The following is a 15,066-nucleotide window of genomic DNA, read 5'->3' as shown; positions in this document are numbered from 1 at the left end:
GCTATTTGCATTAGCCATCCCCGCCAACCCCCACAACAATATGGAGCTCCAATTCATGCATAAACGTCCGTTGAAGAAGCTGCTGTGCGCCCTGACCGCGGCCATCGGCTTGAGTGTCGGTTTGAGCGCCAGCGCCGCCGACCCGCTGAAAGTCGGCTTTGTCTATATCGGCCCCATCGGTGACCACGGCTGGACCTATCAGCATGAACAGGGGCGCAAGGCCCTGATGGAGAAATTCGGTGACCAGATCAAGACCAACTACGTGGAGAACGTCGCCGAGGGCGCCGATGCCGAGAGGGTCATCCGCAACATGGCCAAGGACAAGTACGACCTGATCTTCACCACGTCCTTCGGCTACATGAACCCCACCCTGAAAGTCGCCAAACAGTTCCCCAAGGTGACCTTCGAACACGCCACCGGCTACAAGCAGGACAAGAACCTCGGCACCTACTTGGCGCGCACCTATGAAGGTCGCTACGTCGGCGGTTTTCTCGCGGCGAAGATGACCAAGACCAAGAAGATCGGCTACGTGGCGTCCTTCCCGATCCCTGAAGTGATTCGCGACATCAACGCCATCCAGCTGGCCCTGAACAAGTACAACCCGGGCACCGAGATCAAGGTGGTGTGGGTCAACTCCTGGTTCGACCCGGGCAAGGAAGCCGACGCCGCCAACGCCCTGATCGACCAAGGCGCCGACGTGATCTTCCAGCACACCGACAGCCCGGCGCCGATCCAGGCCGCCGAACGACGCGGCGTGTACGCCGTGGGCTACGCCTCGGACATGGCCCACTTCGGCCCCAAGGCCGTGCTGACCTCCATCGTCAACAACTGGGGCCCGCACTACATCCAGGCCACCCAGAGCGTGATCGACCACAGCTGGAAACCCCAGGACTACTGGGGCGGCTTGAAAGAAGGCACGGTTGAACTGCCCATCAGCGACCTGGTGCCGAGCGACGTCAAAGGCCAGGCCGAACAATTGATCGCCAGCATCAAGAGCGGCGAGTTCCACCCCTTCACCGGGCCGATCAAGGACCAGGCCGGCGTGGAAAAACTCGCCACCGGGGTGGTTGCCAGCAACGCCGAGCTGGCGTCGATGAACTACTACGTCGAAGGCATGAAGGCCGATATTCCCAAATAACCACGCACCCGATTCGTGGCCTGGGGCCCGGCCCTTCGCCACGGCATAAGAATAAAAGGACCGTCCATGCACTCGCTTCCCATCATCGACATCAGCCCCCTCTACAGTGACCAGGCCCAAGGCTGGGAGAGCGTCGCCCAGGCGATTGACCGTGCCTGCCGCGAGTGGGGCTTTTTCTACATCAAGGGGCACCCGATCCGCCCGCAACGCATCCAGCAACTGCTGGACAGCGCCCGGCACTTCTTCGGCCAGCCCGCCGCCGAGAAGCTCAAGATCGACATCACCCAGACCCGCCATCACCGCGGCTACGGCGCCATCGCCACCGAGCAACTGGACCCGAACAAGCCCAGCGACCTCAAGGAAACCTTCGACATGGGCCTGCACCTGCCGGCCGAGCATCCGGAGGTGCTGGCAGAAAAACCCTTGCGCGGCCCCAATCGCCACCCGGCCATTCCCGGCTGGGAAGCCCTGATGGAGCAGCACTACCTGGACATGCAGGCCCTGGCCCAGACCCTGCTGCGGGCCATGACCCTGGCCCTGGGCATCGAGCGCGACTTTTTCGACCGCCGTTTCACCGACCCGGTCAGTGTGCTGCGGATGATCCACTACCCGCCGCGCCACACCGCCAGCTCCGAGGAACAACAAGGGGCCGGCGCACACACCGACTACGGCTGCATCACCCTGCTGTACCAGGACACGGCCGGCGGTTTGCAGGTACGCAACGTCAAAGGCGAGTGGATCGACGCGCCGCCCATCGACGGCACCTTCGTGGTCAACCTGGGGGACATGATGGCGCGCTGGAGCAACGACCGTTACCTGTCCACACCGCACCGGGTCATCAGCCCCCTGGGCGTGGATCGCTACTCGATGCCGTTCTTCGCCGAGCCCCACCCGGACACCCTGATCGAATGCCTGCCGGGCTGCCAGGACGCCGAGCACCCGGCCAAGTACCCAGTGACCACCTGCGCCGAATTCCTGCTCTCGCGCTTCGCCGACACTTACGCTTACCGCCGGGAGTTGAACCCGGCCTGATCAACCGTCTGGTCAGGTTTTACCGAATAGTTGCCCCGCCGCCTGTAGAATGGCGGCTTTCGGGCCCGGCACCACTCGCCGCGCCAGACTGAACCTGATGAGACAAGAACCATGTATGACTGGCTAAACGCCCTGCCCAAGGCCGAACTGCACCTGCACCTGGAGGGTTCCCTGGAACCTGAGCTGCTGTTCGCCCTGGCGGAACGCAACAAGATCGCCCTGCCCTGGAACGACGTCGACACCCTGCGCCAGGCCTACGCCTTCAACAACCTGCAAGAGTTTCTCGACCTCTACTACCAGGGCGCGGACGTGTTGCGCACCTCCCAGGATTTCTACGACCTAACCTGGGCCTACCTGCTGCGCTGCAAGGCGCAGAACGTGATCCACACCGAACCCTTCTTCGATCCGCAAACCCACACCGACCGGGGCATCCCTTTCGAAGTGGTGCTCAACGGTATCGCCAGCGCCCTGAAAGACGGCGAGCAGCAACTGGGCATCAGCAGCGGCCTGATCCTGAGCTTCCTGCGCCACTTGAGCGAAGACGAAGCGCAGAAAACCCTGGACCAGGCCCTGCCGTTTCGCGAAGCCTTTGTCGCGGTCGGCCTGGACTCCTCGGAAATGGGTCACCCGCCGAGCAAGTTCCAGCGCGTGTTCGATCGGGCCCGTAGCGAAGGTTTCCTGACCGTGGCCCATGCCGGGGAAGAAGGCCCGCCCGAGTACATCTGGGAAGCCCTGGACCTGCTGAAGATCCAGCGCATCGACCACGGTGTACGGGCGTTTGAAGACGAGCGTTTGATGCAGCGCATCATCGACGAGCAGATCCCGCTGACCGTGTGCCCGCTGTCCAACACCAAGCTTTGCGTGTTCGACCACATGTCCCAGCACAACATCCTCGAGATGCTGGAGCGCGGGGTGAAGGTCACGGTGAACTCCGATGACCCGGCCTACTTCGGCGGCTACGTCACCGAGAACTTCCACGCACTGCACACCCACCTGGGCATGACCCAAGACCAGGCCAAGCGCCTGGCGCAAAACAGCCTGGATGCGCGGTTGGTCAAGCCGTAACGGCCTTCGCCGGCAAGCCGGCTCCTACAGGTTCGTGTAGGAGCCAGCTTGCCGGCGAACCTCAATTTCCCGCCTCGCTCAACTCCTCCAGGGTCTTGCCTCGGGTTTCCATCCCGAACAACCAGACCACCCCTGCCGCAATCACAAAGCACGCCGCCCCCAGGGCGAAGACCCCGCCCTGCCCGGTAATCGGGAATACCAGCCCGGTAATCAGCGGCCCCAGCAACGAACCGACCCGACCAATCGCCGAAGCGAAGCCCGACCCCGTGGCCCGCGCCGACGTGGGGTACAACTCCGGCGTGTAGGTGTAGAGCACGGCCCACATGCCGAACAGAAAGAACTGCATCAGCAGGCCAGAGCCGATCAGCAAGCTGACGTTGCCGCCGAACACGGCGCTCTGCCCATAGAAAAACGCCATGACGCCGCCACCCAACAGGGTGACGATGCACACCGGCTTGCGCCCCCAGCGCTCAACCAGCCAGGCCGCCATCAGGAAGCCGGGAATCCCGCCCAGGGAAATCAGCACCGTGTAATACACCGACTGCGTGACCGCGAACCCCGACTGCTGGAGCAAGGCGCTGAGCCAGGAAGTCAGGCCATAAAAACCCAGCAAGGCAAAGAACCACACACTCCAGATCATCATCGTGCGCTGGCGATACTGCGGCGACCAGATCTGCGCCAGGGCCGAGAAAAAGGTGCCCGGGGCACTCTCCACCCGAGGCAGGCGGATCGGCTCCGGCAGCTCGCTACGCCCCAGGGAGGCCCGCACCTTGTCCTCGATTGCGCACAGCACCTGGTCCGCGTCGGCGTGGCGCCCGGCCTGTTCCAGCCAGCGTGGCGACTCGGGGATAAAGAAGCGGATCACCAGCACGAACACCGCCGGAATCGCCAGCACCAGGAAGATGTCGCGCCAGCCAATCAGCGGCAGGAGGAAATACGACAGCACCCCGGCGGCGACAAACCCCAGGGGCCAGAAACCGTCCATCAAGGCGATGTAGCGACCTCGACGCTTGGCCGGAATCATCTCCGACAGCATCGACTGGGCAATGGGAAATTCCATGCCCATGCCGATGCCCAGCAGCACCCGGAACAGCGTCAGGCTGTCCACGGTTTGGGCCGTGGAACACAGGTAACTGGCGACGCCCCAGAGCACGATGCTCCACTGGAACACCGGCTTGCGCCCGAAGCGGTCGGCCAGCATGCCCGACAGCGATGCCCCCAGCACCATGCCGAAGAAACTCGAGCTGGCCAGCAGCCCGGTCTGGGCCGAACTCAAACCGAACTCGGTTTTAATCGAGCCCAGGAGAAACGTCATCATCGCCAAGTCCATGGAGTCGAAGAAAAACGCCAAGGCAATGATGATGAAAATAACCCGGTGGTAACCGCTGATGGGCAACCGTTCCAGGCGCTCTGCCGCGCTGTATCCCTGAATTCCCATGCCCCGTCCCCCGATTGAATGGTCTGCCAATCGAGTGTGCGGGATCGTCCCCGGGGCCTATTTCTGGATGCGACCTGCTTGCATCCCGCAGCGACGCAACACCCCCGTGATCATTGATCGAAAGGGCTTTTGCCCGGGTATTGCGCGGTGATCCCGGCGCAGCGCGACGCCAGCATGTCCCGCAACAGTTTCACCGGTTTGCTCAGTTGGGCCCGATGGGCACACAGCAGGTTCAGGGGAGCCCGCTCGCAGCGCAGTTCCGGCATCACCACCTGAAGCCGTCCGGCCAACACATCGGCACTCACATCCAGCCAGGACTTGTAGGCGATGCCCGCCCCGGCCAGTGCCCAAAGGCGGACCACATCGGCGTCGTCACTGAAGCGATCACCGCTGACGGTCAGGCTCACCTCACGCTTGCCATCGTGAAAGCTCCAGTGATCGTGGACCCGGCTGCCGAGCATGTAGAGCAGGCAATTGTGCTGAGCCAGTTGCTCCAGATGACGCGGTGCACCGCAACGGGCCAGGTAGCTGGGGGCGGCACACAGGACCCGGCGATTCTCCGGCGCCACCGGCAAGGCCACCAGGCTGGAATCCTCGGGTTCGCCGTAGCGCAGGGCGATGTCGACCGGTTGGCGAAACAGGTCGGCGATCCGGTCCCCCAGCAACAAGCGCACGGTGAGCCTGGGGTGCTCGCGCTGGAACTCGTCGAGCCAGGGCAGCAGCAGGTTGCGACCAAAGTCCGAGGGCGCGGACAACTGCAAAATCCCGCTGACCTGATCCTGGCCGCTGGCCAATAAACGCCGGCCTTCATCGAGGTTGCTTAGGGCCGCGCGGGCGTATTCGAGAAAGCCCTCGCCCTCCGCCGTCAGCCTCAAGCTGCGAGTGGAACGTGCCAGCAAGCGGGCCCCCAGTTGCTGCTCGATACGCTTGAGGGCAGCACTGGCCACCGCCGCCGACAGGTCCATGACCCGGGCCGCCGCCGAGAGGCTGCCCAGGTCGGCCGCACGCACAAATAACTGCAGGTCATCGAATCGCAACATGGGCGGCCCCGGCCATTATCAAAAAAATATTGAAAGAGCCTGCTCTTTTAGCCGGTTTTATCTTGCAGAGAAATAGCCAATGATCACCCCATCGACCGGCCACCCCGTTCAGGAGCCCCACATGCCCCAGTCCTTCACCGCCATCGCCACCCTGATTGCCAAACCCGGCCAACAGGCCACGTTGCAGCGCGAACTCAGCACCCTGGTACTTCCCAGCCGTGACGAGGCTGGCTGCCAGTACTACGAACTGCATCAGGACGCCGAACAGCCCGGCACCTTCTACGTGCTGGAGCGCTGGGACGATGAGGCCGCCCTGGAGTTTCACAACAACACCGCGCACTTCCAGCACTTCCTTGCCCAGACCCGTGACGCGATCGAGCACTTCGAGCTCAAGCGCCTGCAGTTGATTATCTGACCCTCTTCACCCCTTCATCAGGAACCCATCATGAAAGCCATCGCCTATTACCATTCCCTGCCGATCAACGACCCCAAGGCCCTGCAGGACATCGAACTCCCCGAGCCCGTCGCCGGCCCTCGTGACCTGCTGGTGGACGTCAAAGCCATCTCGGTCAACCCAGTGGACACCAAAGTGCGCCAGAACGCCCAGCCCGAAGGTGGCGCGGCCAAGGTGCTGGGCTGGGACGTGGCCGGCGTGGTCAAGGCCGTGGGCAGCGAAGTCAGCCTGTTCAAGGCCGGCGACAAGGTGTTCTACGCCGGCTCCATAGCCCGTGCCGGAGGTAACAGCGAGTTGCACGTGGTGGATGAGCGCATCGTCGGCCATATGCCCAAGAGCCTGGGCTTTGCTGAAGCCGCGGCCTTGCCCCTGACCGCCATCACCGCCTGGGAGCTGCTGTTCGAGCGCCTGCAGATTGCCGAAGGGAAAGCCGACCTGGGCCAGAGCCTGCTGATCGTTGGGGCCGCCGGTGGCGTGGGGTCGATCCTCACCCAACTGGCCAGCCAGCTCACCGGGCTCAAGGTCATCGGCACCGCATCCCGGCCCGAAACCCAGGCCTGGGTGCGCGAGCTGGGCGCCGACCTGGTGGTCGATCATAGCCAGCCCCTGAGCGAAGCCCTGAAAGCCGCCGGCCAGGCCAGCGTGACCCACGTCGCCAGCCTGACCCAGACGGATCTGCACCTGGACCAACTGGTGGAAGCCCTGGCCCCCCAAGGCAAGCTGGCGTTGATCGACGACCCGAAAAGCCTCGACGTGACCAAGCTCAAGCGCAAGAGCCTGTCGCTGCACTGGGAGTTCATGTACACCCGTTCGCTGTTCGAAACCCCGGACATGCAGGAGCAGCACCACCTGCTCAACCGGGTCGCTGAGCTGATCGACGCCGGCACCCTGAAAACCACGGTGGGCGAGCATTTCGGCGTGATCAACGCGGCCAACCTGCGTCGCGCCCACGCGCTGCTGGAGAGCGGCAAGGCCAAGGGCAAGATCGTGCTAGAAGGGTTCTAAGCAGCCGCCAGGACGGGCATGGCCACCGCCAAAACAGGGGGCTATGCCGTCAGTCAGGCCGGTTGATTCTGGTCATATTTGTGCCGCCATTCGGGTCTACACTGAGCGCCTTTGCAACGCAGTCTTTTACCGTTAGGAGGTCAGCAATGAAGATCCTGATAAAAGAGTTGGCAAAATCCCAGTGGCAGGTTCGCCTGGACCAGCATGTCGTCACCTTCCGCAGCGAAGCTGAAGCCCGTGCCTTCGCCAACACCTTGGAAAGCCGTCTGCAAGCCCCCCACCGATTGCCCCAGAGCGAACAACGCGCCGCGGGCTGAGTCAGCCCCCAGCAGCCTTCAACGCCCGCGCGTTCTGCAAGCGCCGGGTGAGCATGGCCAGGGTGACCGCCAAAACACCGCACAAGCTGATGACCATGGCCATCGGCAGCGCAGTGCCGTCGTGCAACACCCCAACCAGGGACGCCGCTGCGGCGGCCACACTGAACTGCAGGCAGCCGAGCATCGCCGAGGCGCTGCCGGCGCGGGCGCCCTGACCATTCATGGCGCAGGCCGAGGCGTTGGGAATGATGCACCCCAGGCTGGCAATGCACACGAACAACGGCAGCAGCAGCGGCCACAACAGCTCCGTATGCAACGCGCTGACCGCCAGCAGGCCCAGGCCCGCCGCCAGGTAAATCCACACCGTGCGCACCAGCAGGAACGCCGGGCCACGCTTGGCCAGCAGCCGCGCATTGATCTGCGCCACCAGGATGAAACCGCCGGCGTTGATGCCGAAAAACCAGCCGAAGTGCTCGGCCGGTACGCCATAAAGCTTGATGAACACAAACGGCGAACCGGCGATGTAGGCAAACATCCCGGCCATGGCAATGCCGCCCGTCAGGGCATGGCCAATAAACACCGAGTCCTTCAACAGGCGGCCGTATTGGCGCAAGGCGCCGGACAACGGCTGGCGCGGCTGATGGGCCGGCATGCTTTCCGGCAACCCCAGCGCCACCGCCAGGCCGGACAAGGCGCTGAACACCGTGAGCATGATAAAGATCGACTGCCAGCCATACAGGTTGACCAGCACGCCGCCGAGCATCGGCGCCAGAATCGGTGCCAGGCCCATGACCAGCATCAGTTGGGAGAACACCTTGGCCGAGCCCACGGCATCACATTTGTCGCTGACCACGGCGCGGGAAATCACCATCCCGGCGCAGCCGCCCAAGGCCTGGACAAACCGTGCACCGATCAGCCACTCCAGGTTGGGCGCATAGGCACACGCCAGGGAGGCCAGGGTGAACAGGCTCACGCCCGCCAGCAGCGGCAGGCGCCGACCGAAGCGATCGGCCACCGGGCCATACGCCAACTGCCCGATGGACAGGCCGAGGAAGTAAGCCGCCAGGGTCAACTGGACGTGTTTTTCGTCAGTGCCAAACGCCACGGCCATCGCCGGAAAAGCCGGCAGATAGAAGTCGATGGCCAACGGGCCAAAGGCGCTCAAGGCACCAAGAATGAGGATTATGCGCAGGTTCATCGGGCATCCAGTGGGACAGCGGTCGGCGGCCCGACAGTCTAGCTGCGCTGGATGCCCTTGAACATTCCGATAGGGCGCTAACTATTAAAAAGACTCAGGCCAGCGCGACCCCGTAGCCCTCTTCGCTGATCAGGCTAATCACTTCGTCGGCGGTCAGGCGGCTGTCCACGCCCACTTCCTTGGCCGCCAGATCGACCTGGACACTGGCCGCCGGATCCTTGCGCTGCACGGCCTGGGTAATGGCACGTACACAATGACCGCAGGACATTCCTTGAACGCTGAATACTTGCATGGCACATCTCCTGGAGTGAGGTTGCAGGCACTTTCAGCCTTGCCACGATGGCAAGGTCAAGTTCCGAAGTCATCTGCCGGGCTGGAAATCGGCAGCCGCCTCGGCCAAGCTGCATCATCCATGACATCACAGCAGGAGATTCAGCCATGCGCTGGTCAGCTTTCGGCCTCTTCAGCCTCCTCGGCCTTTGTGCCATCGCGCCCTCGGCCAGCGCCGCCGGCGAGGACTACGGTGTCCTGATCATTTCCCGGGAACGCCTGGAAGTGGCCACCACCTGTGAAATCGGCCTGTACATCCAGGATCAGTTGGCAGGCCGGCTGTTCCAGGAACAAAGCACCTCCTTCAACCTGCCGCCGGGCACCGTCTCGCTGCGCCTCAAGCTGCTGCCGGGCCAAACCGCCGGTTGCGCCCCGGGCATGCTCGCGCCGGGCTCCCAGGACATCACCCTGCGGGCCGGCGACGTGGTCAAGTACCGCATCGCCATGAGCCAGGCCGGCATGTACCTCAAGCAAGCCGCCCTGGGCTACTGAGGCCCTCGCCGCGCCAGGCTGGGACAATGTGAAGCACCCTGGCGATGACACTTGACCTTGCCCGCATGGCAAGGTTGATCCTGTAGGCCACGTTTACAGGGAGTGTCAGCAATGCCTGAATCAACCACCTTCGATCTGCCGATTGCCGGCATGACCTGCGCCAGTTGCGCCGGGCGTGTGGAACGCGCCCTGGGCAAGGTCGCGGGCGCCAGTGCGGTGAGCGTCAACCTGGCCACGGAACAGGCCCGGGTCGAGGCTCCCAGCGACAGCTTGCCCGCACTGATCGACGCCGTGACCCAGGCCGGTTATCAGGTGCCGGCACAACGCCTGGAACTGAGCATCACCGGCATGACCTGCGCCTCCTGTGCCGGTCGGGTGGAGCGCGCCTTGGGCAAAGTCCCGGGCGTCAGCAGCGTCAGCGTCAACCTGGCCAACGAACGGGCGCACCTGGAGCTGCTGGGCCCGGTCGATCCTGCCGTGCTGATCGCCGCCGTCGACCAGGCCGGCTACTCCGCGGCCCTGTGGCAAGCCGATCAGCCCGCCGGTGACAACCCGGCGCGGCGCCTGAGCCGTGAACGCTGGAGTCTGATCTGCGCCATTGCCCTGGCCCTGCCGCTGGTCCTGCCAATGCTGGTGGAACCCTTCGGTCTGCACTGGATGCTTCCAGCCTGGGCCCAGTTCGCGCTAGCCACCCCGGTGCAATTCATCTTCGGCGCGCGCTTTTATCTGGCGGCGTGGAAGGCGGTACGTGCCGGCGCTGGCAACATGGACCTACTGGTGGCCCTGGGCACCAGTGCCGGTTATGGCTTGAGCCTGTACGAATGGCTCAGCGCCGCGCCGGGCAGCATGCCCCACCTGTACTTCGAAGCGTCGGCGGTGGTCATCGCCCTAGTGCTGTTGGGCAAATACCTTGAGAGTCGGGCCAAGCGCCAGACCGCCAGCGCCATCCGCGCCCTGGAGGCCTTGCGCCCAGAACGGGCGATTCAAGTGATCGACGGTCGCGAGCAAGAGGTCGCCATCAGCGCCCTGCGCCTCAACGACCTGGTCATGGTCAAACCCGGTGAACGCTTCCCGGTGGACGGCGAAGTCGTCGAAGGCCAAAGCCACGCCGATGAAGCCCTGATCAGCGGTGAAAGCCTGCCCGTGCCGAAACAGCCGGGGGATCACGTCACCGGCGGCGCCATCAACGGCGAAGGCCGGTTGCTGGTGCGCACCCTGGCCCTGGGCGCGGAAACCGTGCTGGCGCGGATTATCCGCCTGGTGGAAGACGCCCAGGCAGGCAAGGCGCCGATCCAGAAACTGGTGGACCGGGTCAGCCAGGTGTTCGTACCGGTGGTGCTGCTGTTGGCCCTGGCCACGCTGATCGGCTGGTGGCTGTCGGGCGCGCCGCTGGAGGTGGCGGTGATCAACGCGGTCGCCGTGCTGGTGATTGCCTGCCCCTGCGCCCTGGGTCTGGCCACGCCGACGGCGATCATGGCCGGCACCGGCGTCGCGGCCCGCCACGGCATCCTGATCAAGGACGCCGAAGCCCTGGAGCGCGCCCATGAAGTCAGTGCCGTGGTCTTCGACAAGACCGGCACCCTGACCTCGGGCACTCCGCGCATCGCCCATCTACGGGCATTGGACGGCAATGAAGACGCCCTGCTGCAACAAGCCGGTGCCCTGCAACGGGGCAGCGAACACCCCTTGGCCAAGGCGGTGCTGGACGAGTGCGCCGAGCGCCAATTACCGGTGGCGGATGTCAGCGCCAGCCAGTCCCTGACCGGGCGCGGCATCGCCGGCACCCTGGACAATCGGGAGCTGGCCCTGGGCAATCGGCGCCTGCTGGAAGAAAGCGGCTTGAGCGCCGGCCCACTGGCGGACTGCGCCCAGGCTTGGGAAACCGAAGGCCGCACCCTCTCCTGGCTGATCGAGCAACGTCCGCAGCCACGGGTGCTGGGCCTGTTCGCCTTTGGCGACACCCTCAAGCCCGGCGCCTTGCAGGCCGTGCAGCAACTCAGCGCGCGGCATATCAGCAGCCACCTGCTGACCGGCGATAACCGCGGCAGCGCCAAGGTGGTGGCCGAGGCATTGGGCATCCGTGATGTGCACGCAGAAGTGCTGCCTGCCGACAAAGCGGCCACTGTGGCCGAACTGAAAAAAACCGGCGTGGTGGCCATGATTGGCGACGGTATCAACGATGCCCCGGCCCTGGCAGCCGCCGACATTGGCATCGCCATGGGCGGTGGCACCGACGTCGCCATGCACGCCGCCGGCATCACCTTGATGCGCGGTGATCCACGGCTGGTACCGGCGGCCCTGGAGATCAGCCGCAAGACCTACGCGAAGATTCGCCAGAACCTGTTCTGGGCCTTTGTCTACAACCTGATCGGCATTCCCCTGGCAGCTTTCGGCCTGCTCAACCCGGTGCTGGCCGGCGCCGCCATGGCCCTGTCCAGCGTCAGCGTGGTGAGCAATGCGTTACTGTTGAAAACCTGGAAACCCAAAGACCTGGAGAAGCCGTGATGAACATCGGCCAAGCAGCCCGACAGAGCGGCCTGAGCGCCAAGATGATCCGTTACTACGAGTCCACTGGCTTGCTCAAGCCAGCCCATCGCAGTGACAGTGGCTACCGCCTGTACGGCGCCGAAGAGTTGCACACCCTGGCGTTTATCAAGCGCTCCCGGGACCTGGGGTTTTCCCTGGAAGAAGTCGGCAAACTGCTGACCCTGTGGCAGGACCGCCAACGCGCCAGCGCCGACGTGAAAGCCCTGGCGCGCCAGCACATCGACGAACTGAACCAGAAGATCCGCGAGCTGGCGCAACTGCGCGACACCCTGCAAGACCTGGTTGAACACTGCCACGGCGATCACCGTCCGGACTGCCCGATTCTCAAGGAATTGGCCTCTGGCGGTTGCTGTGAGCAGAAAACGGCCTGAGGGGTTTCGGTGAATCGCCGAAGGGGCGGCGCAGGTTTGAATGACCTGATCTCCGGCGAGCCGGCCCCTACAAAGGGGCAAAAAAAATCCGGCCTGGGCCGGATTTTTTGTCAGTGGGTCATTGCATCCACGGTGGCGGGGGTTCTTCCGCCGGTTTGCCCGGTGGTGCATCGTCCGCCGCACGAATCGCCTGGCGGCGTTCTTCATCGAGGCGCGCGGCCTCGATCTCGCGGATCACGCCGCCCACATCCGCCAGTTCCTCAGGCTCGTCAAACTCGCCAGTGAGGACACTGCCCGGGTGCAAGGTGCCGGCTTCGTACAGCGCCCACATTTCCTTGGCGTACTTGGTGCGCTTGAGCTCCGGGGCAAAACGCCCGAAGTAGGACGCCATGTTGCCCACGTCCCGCTCCAGCATGCTGAACGCGTGGTTGTTGCCCGCCGCATCCACCGCCTGAGGCAGGTCGATGATCACCGGGCCGTCCGGCGTCAGCAGCACGTTGAACTCGGAAAGGTCACCGTGCACCAGACCGGTACACAACATCAGCACAATCTGGGAAATCAGAAAGGCGTGATATTCCCGCGCCTGGTCCGCTTCCAGCACCACGTCATTCAGGCGTGGCGCGGCGTCACCGTATTCATCGGCCACCAGTTCCATCAGCAGCACGCCTTCAAGGAAGTCGAACGGCTTGGGCACTCGTACGCCAGCACTGGCCAGGCGAAACAGCGCCGCCACTTCGGCGTTCTGCCAGGCATCTTCGGTTTCCTTGCGGCCAAACTTGGAGCCCTTGGCCATCGCGCGAGCCTGCCGGCTGTTGCGGACCTTGCGGCCTTCCTGATACTCGGCCGCCTGACGAAAACTGCGTTTATTCGCCTCCTTGTAGACCTTGGCGCAACGTAACTCGTTACCGCAGCGCACCACATAAACAGCTGCTTCTTTGCCACTCATCAGTGGGCGCAGCACCTCGTCGACCAGACCGTCCTCGATCAGGGGTTCAATGCGTTTTGGAGTCTTCATCAGCTTTTATTGTGGGTCCTTTATTACCAAACACGCGAATGTCACTCGTTATACGGCAATCCTCTCGCGGCGGGGAGGGGTTACCGACCGGTGAATACTGGCTACGCACTCAATGTGCCAGACGCCTCACAGCAGCAGCCGCCCCAGATCATAGCTGAGTGATCACCGTCCGTAGCCCATGCCGCACAAGGATATTGCCGATATCCGCCCACTCTCGGCGGCCTGAAACGCCAGGATTTTTTTCCTCGCTGCTCAATTTTCCCCTGCGCCAGCCGAAGTCATCAGGGAGACAGGGAGCTTGTCCACGACATCCATAAAGGCCTCGGCCCCGGCAAACATCACTCGCCGGCCCGCACGATGCCCCCTCAAGGACTTGAAGTCACCGCCTGTTTCACTGCTGCCATTAATCCGCGAGTCATCTGAACGTCGTGGTCTTACAAAAAAATCTGGAGCGCGGATGAACATCAAACAGAAACTGACTTGGGCCTTTGCCGTCATCGCCTGCTTGCCGGTGGTGCTGGTCGCCACCCTGGTGGTGATGAACCTGCGCAATGACGCCAAGAACGATTTCATTGACGGCAGCGGTCGCGAGATCCGCCAAGTCAGCAACGCCATGCAACTGTTTTTCGAAGGCATCAGCCAGAACGTCGACTACCTGGCCAACCAACCGTTGGTGAAAGGCGCTGACGGCAGCGTGAAAAGCCGAGTCGGCGCCGATGCCGCGCAAATCCCCGACAGTGCCATCGACAAGCAACTGTTCGACCTGTTCGCCGCCCTGGCTGCCAGCCATCCGGCCTATTCCTATGTCTCCTATGGCCTGTCCAGCGGTGGTTACGCGTTCTGGCCAGGGGACCCGAAAATGTCTAACTACGACCCGCGCATCCGCCCCTGGTACAAGACCGCCATGGCCAACCCGGGCAAGACCCTGCGCACCGCCGCCTACTACTGGGCCGGCGATGACGCGGTGCTGGTCAGCACCGTGCGCGCCGTGGCCAACCAATTGGGCGCCCAGGGCGGCGTGGTCAACATTGACGTGTCGCTCAAGCAACTGACCGAGATCGTCAAGCAGATCAAACTCGGCGAAACCGGCTACCTGATGCTGATGGAAAACACCGGCACAGTGCTCGTGGACCCGCAGCAGCCCGAGCATAACTTCAAGGCCCTGGACAGCCTCGGCGAGGGCTATGCGCAACTGGCCAAGGCCGGTAAAGGCCTGGTGGAAGTGGAGCTCAACGGCGAACGCTACATGGCCAACGTCTGGCCTTCGGAGCAACTGGGCTGGACCTTCATCGGCCTGATCAAGCAGAGCGAAGTGATGAGTTCAGCGACCCAGTTGACCTGGTTGATCGCCATCATTGCCGGGGTCCTGGCGCTGGTTTTCGCAGTGGTCGGTGCCAGTTTCGCCAGCCTGATCGTGCGCCCGATCCGCGGCGTCGCCAGCGGCCTGGAAGGCATCGCCCAGGGTGAAGGCGACCTGACCCAGAACCTGAGCATCCGTGGCAACGATGAAACCGCGCAACTGGCCAGCTGGTTCAACCAGTTCCTCGCCGCCATTCGCAGCCTGATCCAGAGCATCGGCCAGGCCGCGCAGAAAATCCTCTCGACCTCGCAAAGCTCGACCCGG

14 protein-coding genes and 1 pseudogene are annotated in these 15,066 nt (G+C 63.5%); 10 read left to right on the top strand and 5 right to left on the bottom strand.

The window, feature by feature from the left end:
• The first annotated feature begins 55 nt into the window (after nucleotides 1–55).
• The 3 genes from M1B35_RS21690 to M1B35_RS21680 all read left to right on the top strand — a co-directional run bounded on the left by M1B35_RS21690 (nucleotide 56) and on the right by M1B35_RS21680 (nucleotide 3,235).
• Nucleotides 56–1,138 carry a BMP family ABC transporter substrate-binding protein gene (locus M1B35_RS21690; RefSeq protein ID WP_123329840.1) on the top strand — a complete coding sequence of 361 codons (1,083 nt, stop codon included), beginning with the start codon at nucleotides 56–58 and terminating at the stop codon, nucleotides 1,136–1,138.
• A gap of 66 nt (nucleotides 1,139–1,204) precedes the next feature.
• Nucleotides 1,205–2,170 (top strand): 2-oxoglutarate and iron-dependent oxygenase domain-containing protein, encoded by a 966-nt coding sequence (locus M1B35_RS21685; RefSeq protein ID WP_123329838.1) that lies wholly within the window; start codon nucleotides 1,205–1,207, stop codon nucleotides 2,168–2,170.
• Nucleotides 2,171–2,281: 111 nt separating this feature from the next.
• Nucleotides 2,282–3,235 (top strand): adenosine deaminase, encoded by a 954-nt coding sequence (locus tag M1B35_RS21680; protein ID WP_123329836.1) that lies wholly within the window; start codon nucleotides 2,282–2,284, stop codon nucleotides 3,233–3,235.
• 61 nt (nucleotides 3,236–3,296) lie between these two features.
• Here the strand turns inward: M1B35_RS21680 and M1B35_RS21675 are convergent, their stop codons facing one another.
• Both M1B35_RS21675 and M1B35_RS21670 read right to left on the bottom strand, forming a co-directional pair.
• Complete coding sequence (locus M1B35_RS21675) at nucleotides 3,297–4,673, bottom strand: MFS transporter (protein ID WP_268263019.1); 1,377 nt, start codon at nucleotides 4,671–4,673, stop codon at nucleotides 3,297–3,299.
• 110 nt (nucleotides 4,674–4,783) lie between these two features.
• Nucleotides 4,784–5,713, bottom strand: a complete 930-nt coding sequence (locus M1B35_RS21670; RefSeq protein WP_123329832.1) for a LysR family transcriptional regulator — start codon at nucleotides 5,711–5,713, stop codon at nucleotides 4,784–4,786.
• A gap of 121 nt (nucleotides 5,714–5,834) precedes the next feature.
• Between M1B35_RS21670 and M1B35_RS21665 the strand changes: the two genes are divergently transcribed.
• The 3 genes from M1B35_RS21665 to M1B35_RS21655 all read left to right on the top strand — a co-directional run bounded on the left by M1B35_RS21665 (nucleotide 5,835) and on the right by M1B35_RS21655 (nucleotide 7,489).
• On the top strand, nucleotides 5,835–6,128 hold the full coding sequence (locus M1B35_RS21665) for a putative quinol monooxygenase (RefSeq protein WP_268263018.1): 294 nt from the start codon (nucleotides 5,835–5,837) through the stop codon (nucleotides 6,126–6,128).
• Between the two features lie 30 nt (nucleotides 6,129–6,158).
• Complete coding sequence (locus M1B35_RS21660; protein WP_123329828.1) at nucleotides 6,159–7,172, top strand: zinc-binding alcohol dehydrogenase family protein; 1,014 nt, start codon at nucleotides 6,159–6,161, stop codon at nucleotides 7,170–7,172.
• A 146-nt stretch (nucleotides 7,173–7,318) separates the two neighbouring features.
• The gene (locus tag M1B35_RS21655) at nucleotides 7,319–7,489 is read left to right on the top strand and encodes a hypothetical protein (protein WP_185039128.1); all 171 of its coding nucleotides are present in this window, start codon (nucleotides 7,319–7,321) and stop codon (nucleotides 7,487–7,489) included.
• A 1-nt stretch (nucleotide 7,490) separates the two neighbouring features.
• On the opposite strand, the gene M1B35_RS21650 is transcribed toward M1B35_RS21655, so the two are convergent.
• Both M1B35_RS21650 and M1B35_RS21645 read right to left on the bottom strand, forming a co-directional pair.
• The gene (locus M1B35_RS21650; protein WP_268263017.1) at nucleotides 7,491–8,687 is read right to left on the bottom strand and encodes a multidrug effflux MFS transporter; all 1,197 of its coding nucleotides are present in this window, start codon (nucleotides 8,685–8,687) and stop codon (nucleotides 7,491–7,493) included.
• Nucleotides 8,688–8,781: 94 nt separating this feature from the next.
• Nucleotides 8,782–8,979, bottom strand: coding sequence for a heavy-metal-associated domain-containing protein (locus tag M1B35_RS21645; RefSeq protein WP_123329824.1), 198 nt, complete (start codon nucleotides 8,977–8,979; stop codon nucleotides 8,782–8,784).
• A 146-nt stretch (nucleotides 8,980–9,125) separates the two neighbouring features.
• On the opposite strand from M1B35_RS21645, the gene M1B35_RS21640 reads away from it, so the two are divergent.
• The 3 genes from M1B35_RS21640 (at nucleotide 9,126) to cueR (ending at nucleotide 12,427) form a co-directional block, all read left to right on the top strand.
• Nucleotides 9,126–9,509 carry a hypothetical protein gene (locus M1B35_RS21640; protein ID WP_123329822.1) on the top strand — a complete coding sequence of 128 codons (384 nt, stop codon included), beginning with the start codon at nucleotides 9,126–9,128 and terminating at the stop codon, nucleotides 9,507–9,509.
• 111 nt (nucleotides 9,510–9,620) lie between these two features.
• Nucleotides 9,621–12,014 (top strand): heavy metal translocating P-type ATPase, encoded by a 2,394-nt coding sequence (locus tag M1B35_RS21635; protein ID WP_268263016.1) that lies wholly within the window; start codon nucleotides 9,621–9,623, stop codon nucleotides 12,012–12,014.
• Nucleotides 12,014–12,427, top strand: a complete 414-nt coding sequence (gene cueR, locus M1B35_RS21630; protein WP_268263015.1) for a Cu(I)-responsive transcriptional regulator — start codon at nucleotides 12,014–12,016, stop codon at nucleotides 12,425–12,427. Before M1B35_RS21635 ends, cueR begins: the two co-directional genes overlap by 1 nt.
• Before the next feature lie 118 nt (nucleotides 12,428–12,545).
• On the opposite strand, the gene M1B35_RS21625 is transcribed toward cueR, so the two are convergent.
• A complete protein-coding gene (locus M1B35_RS21625; protein WP_123329816.1) occupies nucleotides 12,546–13,442 on the bottom strand; it encodes a PA4780 family RIO1-like protein kinase in 897 nt (298 codons plus the stop codon).
• A 457-nt stretch (nucleotides 13,443–13,899) separates the two neighbouring features.
• On the opposite strand from M1B35_RS21625, the pseudogene M1B35_RS32345 reads away from it, so the two are divergent.
• A pseudogene (locus M1B35_RS32345) lies at nucleotides 13,900–14,988 on the top strand (cache domain-containing sensor histidine kinase); the annotation flags it as partial.
• Between the last annotated feature and the right edge of the window lie 78 nt (nucleotides 14,989–15,066).

The organism is Pseudomonas morbosilactucae (assembly GCF_023241665.1).
Taxonomy (GTDB): domain Bacteria; phylum Pseudomonadota; class Gammaproteobacteria; order Pseudomonadales; family Pseudomonadaceae; genus Aquipseudomonas; species Aquipseudomonas morbosilactucae.
This window is presented reverse-complemented; position numbering and strand designations above follow the sequence as displayed.

Excerpts from the sequence above, each read along its gene's own strand:
- M1B35_RS21660 (WP_123329828.1), top strand. The coding sequence starts at position 6,159 with ATGAAAGCCATCGCCTATTACCATTCCCTGCCGATCAACGACCCCAAG.
- M1B35_RS21655 (WP_185039128.1), top strand. The coding sequence starts at position 7,319 with ATGAAGATCCTGATAAAAGAGTTGGCAAAATCCCAGTGGCAGGTTCGC.
- M1B35_RS21685 (WP_123329838.1), top strand. The coding sequence starts at position 1,205 with ATGCACTCGCTTCCCATCATCGACATCAGCCCCCTCTACAGTGACCAG.
- M1B35_RS21645 (WP_123329824.1), bottom strand. The coding sequence starts at position 8,979 with ATGCAAGTATTCAGCGTTCAAGGAATGTCCTGCGGTCATTGTGTACGT.
- M1B35_RS21665 (WP_268263018.1), top strand. The coding sequence starts at position 5,835 with ATGCCCCAGTCCTTCACCGCCATCGCCACCCTGATTGCCAAACCCGGC.
- M1B35_RS21640 (WP_123329822.1), top strand. The coding sequence starts at position 9,126 with ATGCGCTGGTCAGCTTTCGGCCTCTTCAGCCTCCTCGGCCTTTGTGCC.
- M1B35_RS21670 (WP_123329832.1), bottom strand. The coding sequence starts at position 5,713 with ATGTTGCGATTCGATGACCTGCAGTTATTTGTGCGTGCGGCCGACCTG.
- cueR (WP_268263015.1), top strand. The coding sequence starts at position 12,014 with ATGAACATCGGCCAAGCAGCCCGACAGAGCGGCCTGAGCGCCAAGATG.
- M1B35_RS21635 (WP_268263016.1), top strand. The coding sequence starts at position 9,621 with ATGCCTGAATCAACCACCTTCGATCTGCCGATTGCCGGCATGACCTGC.
- M1B35_RS21625 (WP_123329816.1), bottom strand. The coding sequence starts at position 13,442 with ATGAAGACTCCAAAACGCATTGAACCCCTGATCGAGGACGGTCTGGTC.
- M1B35_RS21675 (WP_268263019.1), bottom strand. The coding sequence starts at position 4,673 with ATGGGAATTCAGGGATACAGCGCGGCAGAGCGCCTGGAACGGTTGCCC.
- M1B35_RS21690 (WP_123329840.1), top strand. The coding sequence starts at position 56 with ATGCATAAACGTCCGTTGAAGAAGCTGCTGTGCGCCCTGACCGCGGCC.
- M1B35_RS21650 (WP_268263017.1), bottom strand. The coding sequence starts at position 8,687 with ATGAACCTGCGCATAATCCTCATTCTTGGTGCCTTGAGCGCCTTTGGC.
- M1B35_RS21680 (WP_123329836.1), top strand. The coding sequence starts at position 2,282 with ATGTATGACTGGCTAAACGCCCTGCCCAAGGCCGAACTGCACCTGCAC.